Raw genomic sequence first — 20,811 nt, forward strand, 5'->3', positions numbered from 1 at the left:
AAAAAGCCACGGTCACCGTGGCTTTTTTGTATCTGCCTGCGTCGCAATGACCAGTCGCAGTTTTCGCAATCACGGAAGATCAGTTATGGAAAGACTCAAAGCCTATTTTCAACGGCATGGCAACGCACCCTTCAAGTTTGGCGAGGGGCGGGTCAGTGGCTATATTTCGGCCACCCTCGGGCTGTTGAGCCTGCTGGCGGTGTTCTGCTTTCTCTTCCCGGAATGGCTGACCACGGCCGAACTGCGCAAGGTCTATGACGAGCAGTTCGCACGCACCACGCTGTTGCTCGGTCTGGTGCTGTCTTTCAGCCTCGGCACCCTGAATATCCTGCTGAACACACGCAAACGCCTGGGGATTACCGGTCTGGTTGCATCGGGGTTGGCGGTATTTCTCGGTGGTACCAATGTGCAGGTCAGCTCGATCGGGCAGACGCCTTATTCGCTGGGGCTGGACTGGTTTGTGCTGGCGCTGCTGGTGTCGGCCATCGTGTTCATTCCTCTGGAGAAGCTCTACTCCAAGGATCCCGAGCAAAACATCCTGCGCCCCCACTGGCGCACCGACCTGACCTACTTTTTTGTTAGCCACATGCTGGTGCAGTTCATCCTGATCTTCATCACCGCGTCCTCAAGCTACATCGCCGGTTGGGCGGTGTCGCCTGGCTTGCAGGCCAGCGTGCAAAGCCTGCCGTTGCTGGTGCAGTTTCTGCTGGCGATCCTGGTCGCCGATCTCGGTCAGTATTGGCTGCACCGGCTCTACCATGTCGTGCCATGGCTGTGGCGCATTCACGCGGTGCATCACTCCAGCACGCACATGGACTGGCTCGCGGGTTCGCGCGTGCACTTCATCGAAATCCTGCTGACCCGCACCGGGGTGCTGGTGCCGTTGATGCTGCTGGGCTTCGCGCCGCAAGCGCTGAATGCCTATGTGATTCTGGTCGGTGTTCAAGCGGTGCTGGCTCACGCCAACGTGCGGATCAACGGCGGCTGGCTGAACTACCTGATCGTGCTGCCGCGTTATCACCATTGGCACCACGCCCGGCACAAGGACTACATCTACAAAAACTACGCGATCCACACGCCGCTGGTGGACATGCTGTTCGGTACGTTCAAGCTGCCGCCGAAAGAGTGGCCGGTGCGTTATGGCGTGTTTGGTAAGGAATTGCCGGGCGGGATTGTGCGTCAGCATCTGTATGCGTTTCGCAAGCCTGAGCCGAAGTAGGTTCGGAGGTTGAAGAAAGCCGCGTTTGATTCGCGGCTTTTTTTTGCCTGCTGTCGATAGGCGGACACACTCTCGCCACCGCACTCATTGATAATATTCCGAGGCAGCTGCCAGTTGTTTTTCTGATGACTGCTGATGAACCTAAACCACCTAAACCACCTAAACGACAAGGAATCGTCACCATGGGAAGTCCAAGCATTTTTTTATTGCAACAGCAGTTTGACCAACTGGTACAACGTATTCCCGGTGAGGGCATCGAGTTTTGGTTTGCTCGCGAGCTGCAAGAGCCTTTGGATTATGCCCGTTGGGAGAACTTTCTTACGGTTATCCAGCGAGCTATAGCTTCATGTGAAGCCACTGGAACCGTTGCACAGGATCATTTTCGTGGCGTCACGAAAATGATCGAAGTCGGAAAGGGTGGGCAGCGTGCCATCGACGATTTCATGCTCACTCGTTACGCCTGTTACCTGATCGCTCAGAATGGTGATCCACGTAAGCAGCCCATTGCTTTCGCTCAGAGTTATTTCGCGCTGCAAACACGTAAACAGGAGTTGATTGAAGACCGGATGCGCTTGCAAGCACGGTTTGATGCACGTGATCGCTTGCGTGAGTCTGAAAAGGAACTGTCGCAGAATATCTACGAACGAGGAGTGGACGATGAAGGCTTCGCTCGCATTCGTTCTCGGGGCGATGCCGCACTCTTTGGTGGGCAAACAACGCAAGCGATGAAAGATCGCTATGGCATCGTCAAGAGTCGACCACTGGCGGATTTTCTACCTACGTTGACTATTGCGGCCAAAAACCTCGCGACGGAGATGACCAATCACAATGTACTACAGGTCGATTTGAAGGGTGAGACGGCTATTGCCAAGGAGCATGTTCAAAACAATCTGAGTGTGCGTGACATGTTGGATCAACGAGGTATCAAACCCGAGGAACTCCCTGTTGAAGAAGACATTCGCAAACTTGAGCGCCGAGTTAAATCACACGAAAAGAGTATTGCGAAACAAGCACCGAAGTTGCCGACTGACTGATTGGCATTCCATTCTGTAGATTTAGCGTGCAGAGCAACAAAAGGCCGCGTTTGGTACGCGGCTTTTTGTTGCGTGCCGGTAGGCTCTAGAAACCGCGACGAATCCTGTTTTTCAGTGCGTCGTGAAACACCTCGGCGTTGTGTTTGTTGGTCGTCCGTGTCGACTCGTTACCGGTCTGAACAATTGGTAGGTTTGCATGGGGTTCCTCGGAGGTCGCGAAAGTGCGAAGGGGGAACTGACTGTAGGCATCTGCGTAATGCCTACAAGGTGCTGGCAGCAAAAGAGAAATGTCCTGCAAGCGGGTGTGCGGACGCCTACAGAAACGTCTGTTGTTTAAGCGTTTTAGGGATTTGTCAGGCGTAATCCGACAACCGGCAACCCCGGGTCTCAGGGCCGCCGGTACGGCTATTTAATAACCGTTTTCCGGCAGGCTGGCGATGATCGAGCGGTAGCTGTTCATGCGCTGCTGCTGCACGCGGCCATCTTCCAGCGCCTTGAGCAACGCACAGCCCGGTTCGCGATCATGCTTGCAGTCGCGGAAACGGCAAGTGCCGAGCAAATCATCGAACTCGATGAAACCTGCCTCAACGTCAGCGCGGCTGACGTGGCCCAGGCCAAATTCGCGAATGCCCGGGGAGTCGATCAATTCGCCACCACCGGGGAAGTGGAACAGGCGTGCAGTGGTCGTCGTGTGCGTGCCCTGGCCGGACAGCTCGGACAACGGCCCGACGCGGGTTTCGACTTCAGGCAGCAAGCTGTTGACCAGCGACGACTTGCCGACACCGGACTGGCCGACGAACACGCTGATGCGCCCGTCGAGCTGCTGTTGCAGTTGTTCCATGCCATTGCCGTGGTGCGCCGACACTTCCAGCACCGGATAACCCAGCGTGCGATACACCGCCAGCAGCGCATTGAGCGCCGGGGCGTTCTGCTCGTCGATCAGGTCGAATTTGTTCAGCAGCAACAACGGACGGATGCCCGCATGTTCCGCCGCGACCAGATAGCGGTCGATCAGGTTGGCGTGAGGCTCAGGCAGCGGCGCGAAGACGATGACGATCATGTCGACGTTGGCGGCGACCGGTTTGAGCTGACCCCGGCTGTCCGGACGGCACAGTTCGGTGGTGCGCGGCAGTTGCGCGACGATCACCCCGATGCCTTGGTTGCCGGCGCGCCAGACGACCGTGTCGCCGGTCACCAGTGCTGGCAGGTTGGCGCGCAAGTGGCAGCGGAACACTTGGCCGGCCTGATCACCGTCAACCGCCTCGACCTCGACCTGTACACCGAAGTGGGCGATCACCAGACCTGTTTGTTCCGGGCCCAGATCGCCGCCCTCAAGGGCCTCGACCGCCGAGGACTCGCGTTTGGCGGCGCGGGCAGCGCGTTCGCCCTGAATCTTTTCGATGCGCCAGTTTTGACGACGATTGAGTTGGCGTTTGGCCATGGGTGTTCCGTCTGAAGAATGCAGCGATTAGGTAAAACGGCCGCGAGTTTAGCACGCCCGGCCACCGGCCTAGGCTAAACTGCGCAGCATTGCCTAGGAGCCGACATATGCCAAACCCGCAGAACCTGATCTGGATCGACCTGGAAATGACCGGTCTGGATCCGGAAAACGACGTCATCATCGAAATGGCCACCATCGTCACCGACAGTGACCTCAACACCTTGGCCGAAGGCCCGGTGATCGCCATCCACCACAGTGACGAAGTCCTCGCGCGCATGGACGAGTGGAACACCCGCACCCACGGCAACTCCGGCCTGACCCAGCGCGTGCGCGACAGCCGTATCAACATGGCCGAAGCTGAAGCCGAAACCATCGCCTTCCTGGAAAAATGGGTACCGAAGGGCAAGTCGCCGATCTGTGGCAACAGCATCTGCCAGGACCGTCGCTTCCTTTATACGCACATGAAAGCGCTGGAGAGCTATTTCCATTACCGCAACCTCGACGTTTCCACGCTCAAGGAACTGGCCGCGCGCTGGGCGCCGGACGTGCGCGACAGCTTCAAGAAGGGCAGCACGCACTTGGCGCTGGACGATATCCGCGAATCGATCGCCGAGTTGCAGCACTACCGCAAGCACTTCATCAAGTTCTGATTTCACCGCGACAACCGTTGGTGGGTGCTGGGCTAATGTGGCGAGGGAGCTCGCCCTCGTTCGGCTGCGCAGCAGTCGCAAAACCTGCAGCCTCCGGTCGTCTGAATGAGCGCAGGGGAGTGCTTCGCCCTCCAGCGGCAGCAAGCTCCCTCGCCACAGGTTCAACCAGAGAACTCTGTGATGGCATTGCCCCCTTTTGGTGCCGCATCTAAATGGCTAGACTGCGCGCCTTCCTGCCTGGATCGCCACCATGTTGCTGATGCTCTATCTGATCGCCATCACCGCCGAAGCCATGACTGGCGCCTTGTCTGCCGGACGTCGCGGCATGGACTGGTTTGGTGTGGTGTTGATCGCCTGCGTCACGGCATTGGGCGGCGGTTCGGTGCGTGACGTGCTGCTGGGGCATTACCCGCTGACGTGGGTCAAACACCCGGAATATCTGGTGCTGACCTCGGTCGCAGCGATGTTTACCGTGTTCACCGCCCGTTGGATGCGCCACCTGCGCTCGCTGTTTCTGGTACTCGACGCCGTCGGTCTGGTGGCGTTCACCCTGATCGGCTGCATGACCGCGCTGGAAATGGGCCATGGGATGTTGGTGGCGTCGGTCAGCGGTGTGATCACCGGCGTCTTTGGTGGCATCCTGCGGGATATCTTCTGCAACGATATTCCGCTGATCTTCCGCCGTGAACTCTATGCGAGCGTTTCCTTCGCCGCAGCGTGGTGCTACATGCTGTGCCTTTATTTGAACGTGCCAAGTGAACAAGCCATTCTGATTACGCTGTTCGGTGGGTTCTTGTTGCGTCTGCTGGCCATTCGTTTTCATTGGGAAATGCCCAAGTTTGTCTACAACGATGAGCATTGAGAAAGCTCGGTTTGTTGGTTTGAATAAGTTGTATTATTTTGATCTGTATAGGTAAGTGCAAGTTTCTTACATTTTTTGATTTTCTGTTCCTGTGCTCATCGTGTTATTTGTTTTGACGTCATCGCAGTTGATGTCGATTTCTTAAATAGCATTGAGATAACGGAGTAAGTCATGAATCAAGTCATGGAAGAGACTCAGGCGCGGTCAAGCAGTTTGGCTGCTTTTGATAGCCTTACCTTGTTCAAGGTGAAGTTTGATACCGCTGAAACTACCCGAAGTAAAGAGCTGTATGGCAATGGTCGGATGCAGGTTAAAGTGCAAGTTGTCGTTGCGGGAGCCGACATTAACGGAAATGCAGTTCACGTACCGCCTGAAGTGATGAACAGTATTGAGCTGATCCATTACGATGGCGGTAGCAGATTGCAGGGCGGCTGGGTTTCCAGCACCGAGCAAGGTTCCTACACGCTGGAAATGCGCAATGCAGATCATGCGGTAGCGGTGTCCGATGAAGATGAGGATGACAGCATTCATCCCCAAGTGCGGTCTTTTTGGGTCTCTTCACAGGGAGCAGGAGAAACCCGTATCGCTGCACGGTTGTCATGGAATGACACAACCATTCGCACCAACGGTACGACGCTTTCCAGTGTGCATGACAGCAGTGTCTCGCTGACTGCAAAACAGCCGGCAGCTTATTCCATCGAAAGTTTCCGCTGGCAGCAAACCCGGCGTGGTGATGAGGCGCCAGGTAATCGCATCGTCAACTATTACCTGGGGTTGTATCCTCAGGGCGGACAGCAAATCAAACTGGTGGACTGGGTTTCGGAAGGCATTCGCGGTGATCGGATATTTGCCCGAGGTAACAAGCTTCGTGCATGGAATACCAATTACCTTGAAGGTATCTTCGTTGTTCCAGAGGAAATAACCCATGATGTGTATTTGCCGTACAGCAGTCATCCGCTTAGCGACGTACTGACCTTTGCTGTGGACGGCATCTTGAAGTTGTCGGAACGCAAAGAGAAATACTCCGTAAGAGTCAATGACCGAGATGGGGAATTGACCGTGGTGCAGGGCTTGTCTGAGTACTCGACAATTGAAGCGGCGCACAAGCACGCTCCGCCCTTTCATTTTGTCGCCATTGATCAATATGGTACCGAACACAAACTCGCCATTCGCACTGACTTTGATGCGCGGGAGTTTTCGCTGGAGCGTGGTTGAGTACTGAGATGCTAAAAGGCGTAGATATATATATGCCGTTTCAGATGTTGTGGGCCTGTAAGCTGTAACTTCATCAAACTCATGATTGACTGCAGTTTCGATGCTTTATAGATAAATGTTCGCGGGCTCCGTGGTGCTACGGAGCCAGCACAACCCCCCGCAAACCTGTAATCGGTCCTCAGTCGGTCGTTCATATTAAGTTAATGAAAATTTTCCGGGGTTGTTCCGGTTTCATTATTTCCTTGTGAAGTCAGCGCGACGCTTACGTGTGTGTTTTTTTCTGAAAGTGACAGGATGTTATCCATGGATAGTCAAACTTTTGATTCGGTGCGTTCCAATGCATTCAACTTCGGTGGCTTTGTCGCTGGTGGTGTTGATCCCCGTACAGGTATATATACCCTGGCATTGACACTCGGTGCCATTCGCTCTGCCGATCTCAACGGACCCTCATTTAATCTTGCCCTTGGCTTCAATCCGCTTAATACGCGCAACGCCGGCTATGGCACAGGGTGGTCGCTGTCGACCAGTCGTTATGACTTGCGCAGTAAAGTCATCACGTTGGCCAGCGGTGAGACCTATAAAGCCGCTGAAACAGCCAAAGCGCTGTTCTTCAAGGAAATGAAACTGGAGAGCGCCAAGGTTCTGAAAACAGGCATCGGGCGATATGAAGTGCGCTACAAGGATGGCCGGCGCGAAGAACTTGAAGTTTTTGGCGCCACGCACATTGCCGTACCCATGAAGATCATCGCGGCGAACGGGGCAAGCATTGCCTTGAAATATGCCCTGTTCAATGAGCAGCCGATGCTCGTGGAAATCAGCGACGCAAAAAGACAGTTGCTCACAGTCAGCCGTACCGCTGGCCGGCTGACATTGACCCAGAATCCCGATACGCCAGACAGCGCTGAATTCTCGATGACCTTCAAGAATGATCGCGTCACCGCCATCGGCTTACCGGTGGGCAGGGGGTGGGATATTCAGTACGAAGTGATTGACGGCATCAGCTATGTGAAACGCGTGGAGTCGCCACTCGGCGCCGTGGAAAACATTCGCTACAAAAGGCTCGGGCACCTGCAACCTGTGCTGGGGGCAGTGCAAGGTCTGCCGTACGTGATAGCCCATGACATTTTCGCCAAGCAAGGCCAGCCGAAGGTCATCAAAACGTACACCTATTCGGATCGCAATTACCTGGGGCATGGTGTGCCGCCCGATTCCACTGATGACGGCGACCCTCTCTACCGGGCACCGGGGACGTATCAGTACAACTCCACTGAGAAGCTGATCGTGGGGCACAAGCTTCATACTCACACCAAGCGCACGTACAACAAATTTCATCTGTTGGTCTCAGAAGTGACCACCTGCAATGACGCTATCGTTTCGACGACTACCGAGTACCACTGTAACGTCGCCAAGCCGTTTACAGAGCAGGTCGCTCAATTCAGGTTGCCCAAGTCTCAGACCCGCACTTACGAAAACAGCAAAACCAAGAACAAACGCACCGAGACATCCACCACTGAATTCGATGCCGCTGGCAATCTGCTTAGGCAGGTAGGGGGCGATGGGGTGGTCACGCAGTTCGAATACTATCCAGGCACCGAATCAAAGGATTGCCCGAAAGATCCTTTAGGATTCATCCGCTTTCTGAAGCAGAGGGCCGTGACTCCCGCGGCTGGCGGCGGCGCAACTACCGTGACACGCTACCGATATGCATTGCATTCCGCCATCGAAGGTGCGTCGCAGGCCAATGTTGTGCCCATCCAAGAGAGCTTTTTCGAGTGGATCGACGGCAGTGAGACGCTTCGATCCCAGGTCGATCTGACTTATCTCAATTCGCCCAAGGACCCCGCCAGACACGGGTTGCTGCAACAGCAAAGCGTCACGCGCAATGCGACGACTACTCGTCTCGATTGCTCTTATGTGCTCGACGGTACCAAGTTGGTGCTGAAGAAAACGGTGCAGGGTTTTGACGGCAAAACCAGTTCCAGCGAACAAACGCTCTCGATCCTGAGCGGACTGGTAATGTGCGAGCGCGATGCTGAAGACACCGTGATCGAGTACGAATACGACAAATTGGGCCGACGCCTGCGCAGGACACTCGCACCCGCTACGGCGTTCGCCTCCACTACCCATTGGAGCTATCAGGCGGCCAAGGGTAACCAGCCCGCAACGATGATCACGAAAGACTCGGCAGGTGGCATGCAAATAGCCACGTTTGACGCGCTGGGACGCATCTGTGCGATTCAGGAAAAGGATTGCGACAACCCTGATCCGCAAGGCAACTTCCCGATGCGCAATGCTTACAGCGCCCTCCATGACCAGAGCGGCCGCCAAGTGCAGGTCATCCACAGTGACTGGTGGGACGGCCTCGTGCGAGAGGTCAAGACGGAATTTTCTTACGACGACTGGGGTCAGGTCACAGAAACCCGGCACGGCGATGGGCGAGTCGTTCACAGTCAGTTTGACCCGATCAGCCGCCAGCAGCAGAGTTGGCAGGACGGCATGGGCAAGACAATTACCGCCTTCAATGCGTTCGGCAAGCCGGACAGCATTGAAGTGTTTGATCTCAAAAACCAGAGCCTGGGCGAATCCGTTTATAAATATGACGGCTTGGGCCGAACCCTCAGTCAGACCGACCCGGCAGGCAACACGACACGCTATGAATATGATGTGTTCGACCGGATGACTCGCAGTGTTCTGCCGGACGGCCATGCCGTGGAAACCACGTTTGCAGCCCATAGCGCCGCCGAGCTGCCCGTTGAAATCAAAGTGGCCGGTTCGCTACTGGGGCAGCAGACGTTCGATGGCTTGAACCGTGTGACCGAGATAACTGTGGGAGGGCGTAAGACGTTGGCCAGTTATGAGGCCGGTCGCAGCCTGCCCAAGTCTTCCACCGATGCCAGGGGGCAGAAGGTCGAGTTCATCCATGCGTCCGAGCTGGGCGGATTGTTGACTGAGCGCAAAGCCGTGACTGAGGGGAAGGATGGCTTGACCAGCCGATTCACCTACGATCCCCTGACCGGTAAAATCAAGAGCTGCATCGAACAAGGTCGCGAGCGTCATTTCGAGTATTTCCCTTCCGGACGCCTAAAGTCGGAAACCAGCCGATATGGCGAACAGCGCAAGACGGTTTCCCATACCTATTCTTTTGCCGGTTTGCCCCTGATCTACATGGATGTACTGGGTACAAAGCATCAGACCGGGTATGACAGATGGGGGCGTAGGTCCTCGTTCAAGCAAGGTGCTGTGCAGGCGGATTTTTCCTACGACAAGCGCGGTTTGTTGACGAAGATCGAAACGCGCGATACGTCGACCAAGCGCCTGCTGACGACGCGCCTGACCTACGACGATATCGGCCGTGAAGCGACCCGAAGCTTTGAGGTCAACGGTTTGCCCACCCAGACGCTGAGCTCCACCTACACCGTGGCCGGCAAACTGGCGCAAAAGGTCTTGAAGCGCGGCGCTTTCGTGCTGCGTGATGAGCGCTTCACCTACGACGTGCGCGGGCGCCTTACGCAGTACGACTGCGAGGGCAGCCAGCGGCCGCGGGACCCCTACGGCAAGGAGATCGTCCAGCAGGCATTTACCTTCGACGCACTGGATAACATCCTGACACTGCAAACCACGTTTCCCGAAGGCGTCAATCTAACGACTTTCAGCTTTAGCGAAAGCGATCCGGCGCAGCTTATTGGGGTATCGCACTCGCATGCCGACTATCCTGCGTCGGTTACGCTGGAGTACGACGCCGATGGCCGGATGGTCAAGGACGATCAGGCTCGCACTCTGGCATATGACGCCTTCGGTCGCCTGACCCAGGTGAGTGACGCCAGAGGGGAGGTGGTGCGTGGTTTTCATTACGACGGCTTTGATCGAATCGTCGAGTTGTCGCAACCGCGCATGGCGGATGCTCAGCGCTATTACCACAACTCAACCGTCAGTTGCGAAATCCGTGGTGACGACTCGCGCAGTGTGGTGCGCAACGGCGCAGTGTTATTGGGACAACAACAACTCGGGGCGGACGCTGGCAGCCGGATCTTCGGGACGGATCAACAGCAAAGTGTGCTGACTCAGTTGCACGGGGACCAATGGGAAGACAACCCTTACAACCCTTACGGCCATCGCGTTGCTGAAGGCGGTCTCTTCAGTTTGGCGGGATTCAATGGCGAGCAACTCGATGCGGTCACGGGATTGTACCTTCTGGGTCATGGTTACCGTGCCTACAGCCCGACGCTCATGCGTTTCAATAGCCCCGACAGCATGAGCCCGTTTGGGGCGGGTGGCGTGAATGCGTACGCGTATTGCTTGGGTGACCCGGTCAATCGGATTGACCCCACGGGTCATATCTCCTGGCAGTCAATTGCCGGAATCGCATTGGGAGTCATCGGGATTGCCTTGAGTATCGTGACCATGGGGACTACCACGCCACTGAGCCTGTTGGCGATGGGGTTGGGCGTCGCTTCGGGAGCTACGGGCATAGGCAGTGAGGTGGCGAATGCCCTCGACTCGGAATCCCAGGCAGGGGCAATACTTGGCTGGGTGAGTCTGGGGCTGGGCATCGTGTCGATAGCAGCAGGCGCCCTGGCGGTGCAGAAGATCTTCACGCAGCACACGAGAGCGCGCGCTTACATCGCGACAGTCGCGGATGAGCCGCCGGTCAAAATCGTCGAAAAAGAATACACCACATTCTTCAGCCCGCGGGGCGAAGGAAGCTCTCAGAGAGCGGCGGCTGCAACAGAACCCTGGACTTTCAAGACTTACAATTTCAAAGGGAAGGTGGCGGGAAAAAAAACCGGAATGGGCGCAGTTGATGGTTTTGAGGCGCTCGGGAATGCTGAAGTAGCCGACTATTACTTGTTCAAAAATGGAATTGTCGAACAGGGATTGACGCCTTCCAAAGCGGCAAAGCGCTTGGGATCAAGCGTTAAATACAATGAAATGGTCGCGTTTCGCAGCGCTACTGAATTGGAACTAGGAGAGCCTGGATTTTTCAACAAGACGGGTTACACCGAAATCAGGCTTAGTGGCGGCAAGCGTTTGTTTTTTTACGCGAACAAGGACACTCGAACGGTGACGGCGCATAAGATAGGTCACACGCAGAGGGGCGGCTGATATGTCTGTGAGCGAAGTTATTCGCAATCGTGCAGCGTCAGTGTTCCCATACTGACGGCTCGTCACGGGCAAGGGTTCGTGGTGGTGTAGTTCGTTCTTACACTTGAGTAAATAAGGCTGCGTGAAGATCTATTTATATCTTCACGCAGCAGTCATCCCGATAAACTGGTCCATCCAATCGCCAAGTGGTCCAGGAGGACTACTTGCATTGATGGCCGGCGCTGCCGGTGCAGCGCTGCGGCATCGGCGCAACTAAACCAAGGATGAAAGTTTATGGCTGGTAAACCACCAAAGATTAAACCTGCCCTAAGTAGAACTGATGATTTCAGCGCTGGCGGCTCCCAAGGACTGCCACGGAGCAGTCAGCACACCCCATCGAGCCTCGCGCATCTGGACGCGCCCTTTCCCCTTCGCAGGTCGGATATTGGCGCCGCCGCACAGTCGGTCAGCGTAAGTCCAATGGCTGCCTACGTCAGTGAAGTGGAGATGGCTGTGTCTGCATCTTCATTTCGAGACTACTGGATACAAGACTGGAAAAATCTCGGTGACGCCGACGCGTCCGGCATACGGCTGTATAAACAGCGTCTGTTTGTAGCCGTCGCTGATGATTACTTCGTGCAAGTGGTTCAGGACGCCGAAAGCGGCCAGTTTCGCGCTACCGTCGCCAGCGAGCTCAACGCTTCCGGTCCGCTGATGAAACCGGGTGCCGAGGGCAAGTTCTGGCGTCCGGCGGACAGCGATGGTCTACCCGGGCAGCTAGCACAGGAGCATAGCGGTGCGTGGTCCGGTGATGGGAATTTTCAGGTGGAACCGCTTCGTACGATAGACGAACGCCTGGCCGTGTTGTATCCGACATTGACCGAAGAGGCGCGAGCTGACTTGCACCGCGAGCGATTGAGCGCAGATACGGGGCAGGCACTGGCTCGGCTGGAGGTGGAACACCTCACGCTGGTGAAAGATCTTGGCGCGTGGGCAGTAGAGGTGCCATCGCTGCACCCGGTCACGGGGCAGGCACTGACAATAACTGAGATTGAAAGGCTGCGATCGCACCGCGCGCTTTTCGCGCAGGAACTACAGGCCAATTGGTCGCGCCAGTTAACCACCGCAAATCCGTACACCCCCGAAAAGCTTGACTACGTTCTGGATATGACGGGCACTCTGCCGCGTTTGTCGGCTGACTTCAGTCATGTCCGTGAACTGAGTCTCTCCGGTACCTATGTGTTGAGTGGCAGCGCCTTTCTTGCAGCTTTTCCGGGCGTGCAGCACCTGACGCTCACTGGTTTAGCGTTGAAAGCGTTTCCTGTTGAAATTTTTCAAATGAGAGAGCTGACGACGTTAACCCTCGACAATTGCGACATTCGACTCTCCGAAGCGACTGTCGAAGGTCTCGCCCACATTGAAGGATTGACGCTGCTGGACTTAAGCAACAACCCACTGGGTCTCCCACCTGATGTCAGTTACATGCGGCGCCTGGACAGCCTTTATCTGTCGAAAACGGGCCTGACCGAAGTGCCAGTCGGGATATTTGACATCGAGAGTCTGGCCTATGTGGATTTTCGGCATAACGGATTCACGAGCCTGCCACGAGAACTGTTCGATGTGCCCGACGTTCGCGAGGTCAATTATGATTTTCGAAACAATCCGCTGGATGACGACACTCTGCAACGAATCACTGCCTATTTCGACGGCGCCGGTTTAGACAGAAGAATCCTGATTCAAGTGGATGGCGATGTCTGGGTGCCCCAACAGAATATAGTGTCTGACGGCGTGGATAGTGGACTGGAAAGCGCCGATGAGGGCTGATCCATTCGCTGGCAACCTGTTGGGGGCAGCTGATTGTGGCGGCGATGGGGCACACCGTGAAAGTGGATCGAAAATCTTTTACAGCGTGTCAGGAAGATGCTGACGCAACGCCCACTCCACATGCTCTTTAACCAACTCTGACGGATAATCCCGTCGCGCCTTCAACGCTTCCAGCACCGGAATCGTTGAGGGCGCATTGCCCAGCCCCACCGCCAGATTCCGCAACCAGCGCTCATACCCCGCCCGCCGCAACGGCGAGCCTTCAGTACTGCTCAAGAACTTCTCTTCATCCCACAAAAACAGCTCGGCCAGTTCAGCATTGTCCAGGTTGTGCCGTGGCTTGAAATCGCTTTCCCCGGAAGGCTTGGCGAAGCGGTTCCACGGGCAAACGATCTGGCAGTCATCACAGCCGAACACGCGATTGCCGATCAACGGACGCAGGTCTTCAGGGATGGCGCTTTTCAGTTCGATGGTCAGATAGGAAATGCAGCGCCGCGCGTCCAGCACATAGGGGCCGACGAAAGCGTTGGTCGGACAGATATCGAGACACGCGGTGCAGCGGCCGCAATGTTCGCTGCTGTGCGGCTCGTCGACTGGCAATGGCAGATCAACGAACAATTCGCTGAGAAAGAAATAACTGCCGGCCTTGCGATTCAATACCAAGGTGTTTTTGCCAATCCAGCCCAGCCCGGCCTGTTCGGCGATGGCTTTTTCCAGCACTGGGGCGCTGTCGACAAACGCGCGGAAACCGAACGGGCCGATCTGCGCCTGAATCTTGTCGGCCAATTGCTGCACACGTTTACGGATCAATTTGTGGTAATCGCGGCCCAAGGCATAACGCGACACGTAGGCTTTTTCCGGTTGCGCCAGCATTTGCGCCATTTGTGTGTCGCCGGGCAGGTAATCCATGCGCAGCGAGACCACGCGCAATGTGCCCGGCACCAGTTCTTCCGGGTGCGAGCGTTTGCTGCCATGGGCGGCCATGTAGTCCATTTCGCCGTGGTAGCCGGCCTCGAGCCAGCGTGCGAGGTGCTGCTCATGCTCGGCCAGATCCAGACCGCTGATGCCGACTTGCTGAAAGCCCAGCTCGCGGCCCCAATCCTTGATCGATTGGGCGAGGGCGGGCAGGTCTGTGGTGATGGCGGACATGAGGCGAGAGAAACCGGAGCTGAGGTGCGTATAATTCTGCCAGACATCGGAGCCCGAAGACGCATGCCGCACACGAAAGATCAATTACCCGACGCGCTGTATGGCGCCGCACAGGTGCGCGAACTCGATGCACGGCTGATTGCCGCCGGTACGCCGGGCTTCGAATTGATGCAGCGCGCGGCCCATGCGACGTGGCGAGCGTTGGTGCGGCAATGGCCGTCGGCAACTGAACTGACGGTGCTGGCCGGGCATGGCAACAATGCCGGTGACGGTTATCTGGTCGCGGCCATGGCGCAGCGAGCCGGGTGGTCGGTGCGCGTGTTGGCGGTCGGCGATCCGCAGCGTTTACAGGGCGATGCCGCGCAGGCCCGTGCCGAGGCGTTGGCTGAAGGTGTTGTGGTGCAGGGCTGGCAGGCTGAAAGCGAAATGCGCGGGATCATTCTCGATGCCTTGCTCGGCACGGGGCTGAGCGGGGATGTGCGCGAGCCTTATGTCTCGGCGATCAAGGCAATTAACGCCAGTGGTTTGCCGGTGACTGCCGTCGATATCCCTTCAGGTCTAAGCGCCGACTCCGGGCATGTTCTGGGCGCCGCTGTGCAGGCTGATCTTACGGTGACCTTTATCGGGCTGAAAATCGGCCTGTTCACCGGCGACGCGGCGGATCATGTCGGCCAATTGGTGTTTAACGATTTACAGGCCAGCGCCGACATCTATCGTGACATTCCGATCATCGCCCAACGGCTCAACACGGCTAATCTTCCGGGGTTGGCGGCGCGTGCACCGACTTCGCACAAGGGCCGCTTTGGTCATGTGCTGCTGATCGGTGGCGATCACGGCTTTGGCGGGGCGATTCTGCTCAGCACCGAAACGGCCTTGCGCAGCGGCGCGGGTATGGTTTCGCTGGCGACTCGCCCAGAGCATGTCGCGGCAGCACTGACTCGTGTGCCAGAAGCCATGGCGCTTGGCACCTCATCGGCCAATCAGTTGATGGGTTTGCTGGAGAAAGTTTCTGTGCTGGTGGTCGGTCCGGGATTGGGGCAGGCCAGTTGGGGGCGCGCACTGTTGTCGGCGGCGGCCAACGCGGCATTGCCGCAAGTGTGGGACGCCGATGCGCTGAATCTGCTGGCAAGCGGTTTCGTTGAGCTGCCCAAGGATTGCGTGATCACCCCGCATCCGGGAGAGGCGGCGCGATTGCTGGGCATCAGTACGGCCGAAGTGCAGGCGGATCGTCCGGCGGCGGCGCTGGCATTGAGCAAAAAATATACAGCTGTGGTCGTGTTGAAGGGCGCGGGCAGTCTGATCGCGCATCCCGATGGCCGTCTGGCGTTGTGTCACGAAGGCCACCCGGCCATGGCCACCGCTGGACTCGGCGACGTGCTGGCGGGCTTGACCGGTGCGCTGCTTGCGCAAGGCCTGGACGGTTTCGAGGCCGCGTGTCTGGCCGTCTGGCTGCACGCCAATGCCGGTAGGCAACAAGGAAAATTCGGCCGTGGGCTGGCGGCCAGTGATCTGATTCCAGCCATTCGTCAGTTGTTGGAGGAGCAAGCACCGTGTCTGAAGTAACCCTGTACCTGGCCGATGAACAGGCCATGAGCGACTTTGGCGCACGGATCGCCCGCGTGACTCAAGGCCATGGCCTGATTTTTCTCGAAGGCAATCTGGGCATGGGCAAAACCACCCTGTCGCGAGGCATCATTCGCGGGCTGGGCCATGTCGGCGCGGTAAAAAGTCCGACCTTCACTTTGGTCGAACCTTACGAAATCGGTGACATCCGCGCCTTCCACTTTGACCTGTATCGCCTGGTCGATCCGGAAGAACTGGAGTTTCTCGGCATCCGCGACTACTTCGAAGACGATGCGATGTGCCTGATCGAATGGCCCGATAAAGGTGCAGGCTTTTTGCCAAAGCCTGACCTGACCATTACCATTAGCCCGCAAGACAGCGGGCGTTCGCTGAAAATTTTATCCCAGGGTTCGCGTGGCGAGGCCTGGTGTGCCGCTTTGGCATTGGAATCCAATTAAATGATGGGGTTAGGTATGCGCTTTCGCGCGTTGGTGGCTGCCGCTGGACTGTTGTTGATGGCAGTAACCGTCAACGCTGTGGCCGATTCAAAGGTCAACAGCGTGCGCCTGTGGCGGGCGCCGGACAACACGCGACTGGTCTTCGACCTGAGTGGCCCGGTGCAGCACAGCGTCTTCACCTTGACCTCACCAGACCGGCTGGTGATCGACATCAACGGTGCCACCCTCGGTGCTCCGTTGAATGTGCAGACCGCAAACACGCCGATCACCGCGATGCGCTCGGCCCAGCGCACGCCGACCGACCTGCGCGTGGTCATCGACCTGAAGAAAGCCGTCACCCCGAAAAGCTTCTCGCTGGCGCCGAACGCGCAGTACGGCAACCGTCTGGTGGTCGACCTGTTCGACAACCCGGCCGACGCCGCACCGCCGCCGGCGCCAACGCCGCAGGTGGCGACCGTGCCAGCGGTGCCGGTAACCCCGACCGAGCCTGCAATCAAGTTGCCGCCAGCCCCGGCCGGCAAGCGCGACATTATTGTGGTGATCGACGCCGGCCACGGTGGCGAAGACCCGGGTGCGTCCGGTTCGCGCGGTCAGCGTGAGAAAGACGTGGTATTGCAGATCGCCCGCGAACTGCAGCGTCAGGTCAACGGCATGAAAGGCTTCCGCGCCGAGCTGACCCGTACCGGCGACTACTTCATCCCGTTGCGCGGCCGTACCGAAATCGCCCGCAAGAAAGGCGCCGACCTGTTTGTCTCGATCCACGCCGACGCCGCGCCATCTGCCGCAGCGTTTGGTGCGTCGGTGTTTGCCCTGTCTGATCGTGGTGCAACGTCGGAGACCGCGCGTTGGCTGGCCGACAGCGAAAACCGTTCTGACTTGATCGGGGGGGCCGGTAACGTCAGCCTCGATGATAAGGACCGCATGCTCGCCGGCGTATTGCTCGACCTGTCGATGACGGCCTCGCTGACCTCCAGCCTAAACGTCGGCCAGAAAGTCCTGACCAATATCGGTCGCGTCACGCCGCTGCACAAACAGCGGGTGGAGCAGGCCGGGTTCATGGTGTTGAAGTCGCCAGATATTCCGTCGATCCTGGTCGAAACCGGATTTATCTCCAACGCCAACGAAGCGAACAAGCTCTCGGCGTCGAGCCACCAGCAAGCGCTGGCGCGTTCGATCAGCAGCGGCGTGCGTCAGTTCTTCCAGCAGAACCCGCCACCGGGCACCTACATCGCCTGGTTGCGTGATTCCGGCAAAATTGTCCAAGGCCCGCGCGATCATCGCGTCGGTCCGGGCGAAACGCTGGCGATGATCGGCGTGCGCTATCAGGTATCGCCGGCCACGCTCCGCGCCGCCAACGACCTGAAAAGTGATGAGCTGAAAGTCGGTCAACACTTGACCATTCCAGGCACCGAACTGGCGTCCAAAGAATGAACGAAGTGTTGAACGCTGCTGCCCGCATCGAACTGCTCAGCCCACGGCTGGCGAACCAGATTGCCGCCGGTGAAGTGGTTGAACGCCCGGCTTCGGTGATCAAGGAACTGTTGGAAAACAGCCTCGACTCCGGCGCCAGACGCATTGATGTCGACGTCGAGCAGGGTGGCGTCAAGCTGCTGCGCGTGCGCGACGACGGTAGCGGTATTTCCGCCGATGATCTGCCGCTGGCCCTGGCTCGTCACGCCACCAGTAAAATCCGTAACCTGGAAGACCTTGAGCAGGTGATGAGTCTCGGTTTCCGTGGTGAGGCACTGGCGTCGATCAGCTCCGTGGCACGCTTGACCCTGACCTCGCGCACCCGCGATGCCGATCAGGCCTGGCAGGTGGAAACCGAAGGCCGCGACATGGCGCCTCGGGTTCAGCCAGCTGCGCATCCGGTCGGCACCTCGGTGGAAGTCCGCGACCTGTTCTTCAACACCCCGGCGCGACGCAAATTTCTCAAGACCGAAAAAACCGAATTCGATCACCTGCAAGAAGTGATAAAGCGTCTCGCGCTGGCGCGTTTCGACGTCGCGTTTCATCTGCGCCACAACGGCAAGACCATCCTCAGCCTGCATGAAGCCCACGATGATGCGGCCCGCGCCCGGCGTGTGGCGGCGATCTGTGGCTCGGGGTTCCTTGAGCAGGCGTTGCCGATCGAGATTGAGCGCAACGGCTTGCACCTGTGGGGCTGGGTCGGTTTGCCGACCTTCAACCGTAGTCAGGCGGATTTGCAGTATTTCTTCGTGAATGGCCGAGCGGTGCGCGACAAACTGGTCGCCCACGCTGTGCGTCAGGCCTATCGCGACGTGCTGTTCAACGGCCGGCACCCGACCTTTGCACTGTTTTTCGAAGTCGATCCGGCGGCGGTCGACGTCAACGTGCACCCAACCAAACACGAAGTGCGCTTCCGTGACGGGCGCATGGTGCATGACTTCCTTTATGGCACCTTGCACCGAGCGTTGGGCGATGTGCGTCCGGAAGATCAGCTTGCCGGTTCCGTGACCACAGCCGTCGTGCGGCCAACGGGCCTCGATGCCGGTGAGTTCGGCCCACAGGGTGAAATGCGTCTGGCGGCCAATGCCTTGCTGGAGCAACCGCAGGCGCAACCGGCGTTCAATACTTCGTCCGGTGCCAGTGCTGGCGGGGCTTATCAGTATCAATACACGCCACGTCCGCAATCGGCAGTGCCGCCGGCTGCCGAGGCGCAAGCTGCTTATCGAGAGTTTTTCGCACCGCTGCCGGAAGCCAATGCCAACGCATTGCCGGCCGGTCGGGAAGACATTCCGCCGCTCGGTTACGCGCTGGCGCAGCTCAAAGGCATTTATATTCTGTCCGAGAACGCCCAAGGTCTGGTGTTGGTGGATATGCACGCCGCCCACGAACGGATCATGTATGAGCGTCTGAAAATCGCCATGGCCAGCGAAGGCCTCAGCGGCCAGCCGCTGCTGGTGCCGGAATCCCTGGCCGTGAGCCAGCGCGAGGCCGATTGTGCTGAAGAGCACGCGGCATGGTTTCAGCGTTTGGGCTTTGAATTGCAGCGTCTGGGCCCGGAAACCTTGGCGATCCGCCAGATTCCGGCGTTGTTGAAGCAGGCTGAAGCCAACCGTCTGGTCGGCGACGTGCTGTCGGATTTGATGGAATACGGCACCAGCGACCGGATTCAGGCACACCTCAACGAATTGCTCGGCACCATGGCCTGCCACGGCGCGATTCGCGCCAATCGGCGCCTGGCCCTGCCGGAAATGAACGGCCTGCTGCGTGACATGGAAAACACCGAACGCAGCGGTCAATGCAACCATGGCCGACCGACCTGGACCCAACTGGGCCTGGACGATCTGGACAAACTGTTCTTGCGCGGTCGTTGATGAGCCAACTCCCTCCAGCGATTTTTCTGATGGGCCCGACCGCTGCGGGCAAAACCGATCTGGCCATCGAGCTGACCAAGGTGCTGCCGTGCGAGCTGATCAGCGTTGATTCGGCGTTGGTCTACCGCGGCATGGACATTGGCACCGCCAAGCCTTCGAAAGAACTGCTGGCCGAATATCCGCACCGTTTGATCGATATTCTCGATCCGGCCGAAGCCTATTCCGCTGCGGATTTCCGTCGTGATGCCCTGCAAGCCATGGCCGAGATCACCGCGCGCGGAAAAATTCCGCTGCTGGTCGGCGGCACGATGCTCTATTACAAGGCTTTGGTCGAAGGCCTGGCAGACATGCCGGCCGCCGATCCCGAGGTCCGTGCGCAGATCGAAGAAGAGGCTGCACGCCTTGGCTGGCAAGCCCTGCACGACCAATTAGCGACCATCGATCCGGTATCCGCAGCGCGGATTCACCCGAACGATCCGCAGCGCCTGAGTCGCGCGCTGGAAGTTTATCGAGTCAGCGGTCAGAGCATGACCGAGCTGCGCCAGCAACAATCTGCGCAAAGTACTGAAGCAGCCGCTTCGGGACTGCAACAATTGCCCTATACTGTCGCGAACTTGGCCATTGCCCCGGCGAATCGTCAGGTACTGCACGAGCGCATTAAACAAAGATTCACAATTATGTTGGAACAGGGGTTCATCGACGAGGTCGTAGCCCTGCGTAAAAGAAGTGACCTGCATTCGGGGTTGCCGTCTATACGTGCGGTAGGCTACCGCCAAGTCTGGGACTACCTGGATGGCAAGCTGACGTTGGCCGAAATGCAGGAGCGCGGCATCATCGCCACGCGCCAATTGGCTAAACGCCAGTTCACCTGGCTGCGCAGCTGGGAAGATATACACTGGCTGGACAGTCTTGATTGCGACAATCTGCCACGCGCCTTGAAATACCTTGGGACCATCTCCATATTGAGCTGAGT

The 20,811-nt window shown here is 57.7% G+C and carries 14 protein-coding genes; 12 read left to right on the forward strand and 2 right to left on the reverse strand.

What is annotated here, in order from left to right:
* Positions 1 to 85 precede the first annotated feature (85 nt).
* Positions 86 to 1,219 carry a sterol desaturase family protein gene (locus CKW38_RS18410; protein ID WP_095113489.1) on the forward strand — a complete coding sequence of 378 codons (1,134 nt, stop codon included), beginning with the start codon at positions 86 to 88 and terminating at the stop codon, positions 1,217 to 1,219.
* 125 nt (positions 1,220 to 1,344) lie between these two features.
* Positions 1,345 to 2,253, forward strand: coding sequence for a DNA damage-inducible protein D (gene dinD / locus CKW38_RS18415; RefSeq protein WP_256588406.1), 909 nt, complete (start codon positions 1,345 to 1,347; stop codon positions 2,251 to 2,253).
* A gap of 409 nt (positions 2,254 to 2,662) precedes the next feature.
* On the opposite strand, the gene rsgA is transcribed toward dinD, so the two are convergent.
* Positions 2,663 to 3,694: a small ribosomal subunit biogenesis GTPase RsgA gene (rsgA, locus tag CKW38_RS18425; protein ID WP_034151654.1), complete on the reverse strand. Its 1,032-nt coding sequence runs from the start codon at positions 3,692 to 3,694 to the stop codon at positions 2,663 to 2,665.
* A 107-nt stretch (positions 3,695 to 3,801) separates the two neighbouring features.
* Between rsgA and orn the strand changes: the two genes are divergently transcribed.
* The 5 genes from orn (at position 3,802) to CKW38_RS18450 (ending at position 13,327) form a co-directional block, all read left to right on the forward strand.
* A complete protein-coding gene (gene orn / locus CKW38_RS18430) occupies positions 3,802 to 4,344 on the forward strand; it encodes an oligoribonuclease (protein WP_095113491.1) in 543 nt (180 codons plus the stop codon).
* A 250-nt stretch (positions 4,345 to 4,594) separates the two neighbouring features.
* Positions 4,595 to 5,206 (forward strand): trimeric intracellular cation channel family protein, encoded by a 612-nt coding sequence (locus tag CKW38_RS18435; RefSeq protein WP_038360340.1) that lies wholly within the window; start codon positions 4,595 to 4,597, stop codon positions 5,204 to 5,206.
* Between the two features lie 171 nt (positions 5,207 to 5,377).
* On the forward strand, positions 5,378 to 6,421 hold the full coding sequence (locus tag CKW38_RS18440) for a hypothetical protein (protein ID WP_095113492.1): 1,044 nt from the start codon (positions 5,378 to 5,380) through the stop codon (positions 6,419 to 6,421).
* Between the two features lie 303 nt (positions 6,422 to 6,724).
* A complete protein-coding gene (locus tag CKW38_RS18445; protein WP_256588407.1) occupies positions 6,725 to 11,524 on the forward strand; it encodes an RHS repeat-associated core domain-containing protein in 4,800 nt (1,599 codons plus the stop codon).
* A 273-nt stretch (positions 11,525 to 11,797) separates the two neighbouring features.
* A complete protein-coding gene (locus CKW38_RS18450) occupies positions 11,798 to 13,327 on the forward strand; it encodes a leucine-rich repeat domain-containing protein (RefSeq protein WP_095113493.1) in 1,530 nt (509 codons plus the stop codon).
* A gap of 78 nt (positions 13,328 to 13,405) precedes the next feature.
* Here the strand turns inward: CKW38_RS18450 and queG are convergent, their stop codons facing one another.
* Positions 13,406 to 14,476: a tRNA epoxyqueuosine(34) reductase QueG gene (gene queG / locus CKW38_RS18455; RefSeq protein ID WP_095113556.1), complete on the reverse strand. Its 1,071-nt coding sequence runs from the start codon at positions 14,474 to 14,476 to the stop codon at positions 13,406 to 13,408.
* A gap of 63 nt (positions 14,477 to 14,539) precedes the next feature.
* Here queG and CKW38_RS18460 point away from each other — a divergent pair, with 63 nt between their 5' ends.
* The 5 genes from CKW38_RS18460 to miaA are packed head-to-tail and all read left to right on the forward strand — an operon-like array spanning position 14,540 to position 20,809.
* A complete protein-coding gene (locus tag CKW38_RS18460; protein WP_095113494.1) occupies positions 14,540 to 16,039 on the forward strand; it encodes an NAD(P)H-hydrate dehydratase in 1,500 nt (499 codons plus the stop codon).
* Positions 16,027 to 16,497 carry a tRNA (adenosine(37)-N6)-threonylcarbamoyltransferase complex ATPase subunit type 1 TsaE gene (tsaE, locus tag CKW38_RS18465; protein ID WP_007915806.1) on the forward strand — a complete coding sequence of 157 codons (471 nt, stop codon included), beginning with the start codon at positions 16,027 to 16,029 and terminating at the stop codon, positions 16,495 to 16,497. The genes CKW38_RS18460 and tsaE overlap by 13 nt, the downstream gene beginning before the upstream one ends.
* A 57-nt stretch (positions 16,498 to 16,554) precedes the next feature.
* On the forward strand, positions 16,555 to 17,928 hold the full coding sequence (locus CKW38_RS18470) for an N-acetylmuramoyl-L-alanine amidase (protein ID WP_371857971.1): 1,374 nt from the start codon (positions 16,555 to 16,557) through the stop codon (positions 17,926 to 17,928).
* A gap of 8 nt (positions 17,929 to 17,936) precedes the next feature.
* The gene (mutL, locus tag CKW38_RS18475) at positions 17,937 to 19,838 is read left to right on the forward strand and encodes a DNA mismatch repair endonuclease MutL (protein WP_176472352.1); all 1,902 of its coding nucleotides are present in this window, start codon (positions 17,937 to 17,939) and stop codon (positions 19,836 to 19,838) included.
* Positions 19,838 to 20,809, forward strand: coding sequence for a tRNA (adenosine(37)-N6)-dimethylallyltransferase MiaA (gene miaA, locus CKW38_RS18480; RefSeq protein ID WP_095113497.1), 972 nt, complete (start codon positions 19,838 to 19,840; stop codon positions 20,807 to 20,809). The genes mutL and miaA overlap by 1 nt, the downstream gene beginning before the upstream one ends.
* The last annotated feature ends 2 nt before the right edge of the window (positions 20,810 to 20,811 follow it).

Source organism: Pseudomonas sp. Irchel 3H7, from assembly GCF_900187605.1.
GTDB lineage: Bacteria > Pseudomonadota > Gammaproteobacteria > Pseudomonadales > Pseudomonadaceae > Aquipseudomonas.

Excerpts from the sequence above, each read along its gene's own strand:
- CKW38_RS18410 (WP_095113489.1), top strand. The coding sequence starts at position 86 with ATGGAAAGACTCAAAGCCTATTTTCAACGGCATGGCAACGCACCCTTC.
- dinD (WP_256588406.1), top strand. The coding sequence starts at position 1,345 with ATGACTGCTGATGAACCTAAACCACCTAAACCACCTAAACGACAAGGA.
- rsgA (WP_034151654.1), bottom strand. The coding sequence starts at position 3,694 with ATGGCCAAACGCCAACTCAATCGTCGTCAAAACTGGCGCATCGAAAAG.
- orn (WP_095113491.1), top strand. The coding sequence starts at position 3,802 with ATGCCAAACCCGCAGAACCTGATCTGGATCGACCTGGAAATGACCGGT.
- CKW38_RS18435 (WP_038360340.1), top strand. The coding sequence starts at position 4,595 with ATGTTGCTGATGCTCTATCTGATCGCCATCACCGCCGAAGCCATGACT.
- CKW38_RS18440 (WP_095113492.1), top strand. The coding sequence starts at position 5,378 with ATGAATCAAGTCATGGAAGAGACTCAGGCGCGGTCAAGCAGTTTGGCT.
- CKW38_RS18445 (WP_256588407.1), top strand. The coding sequence starts at position 6,725 with ATGGATAGTCAAACTTTTGATTCGGTGCGTTCCAATGCATTCAACTTC.
- CKW38_RS18450 (WP_095113493.1), top strand. The coding sequence starts at position 11,798 with ATGGCTGGTAAACCACCAAAGATTAAACCTGCCCTAAGTAGAACTGAT.
- queG (WP_095113556.1), bottom strand. The coding sequence starts at position 14,476 with ATGTCCGCCATCACCACAGACCTGCCCGCCCTCGCCCAATCGATCAAG.
- CKW38_RS18460 (WP_095113494.1), top strand. The coding sequence starts at position 14,540 with ATGCCGCACACGAAAGATCAATTACCCGACGCGCTGTATGGCGCCGCA.
- CKW38_RS18470 (WP_371857971.1), top strand. The coding sequence starts at position 16,555 with ATGGCAGTAACCGTCAACGCTGTGGCCGATTCAAAGGTCAACAGCGTG.
- miaA (WP_095113497.1), top strand. The coding sequence starts at position 19,838 with ATGAGCCAACTCCCTCCAGCGATTTTTCTGATGGGCCCGACCGCTGCG.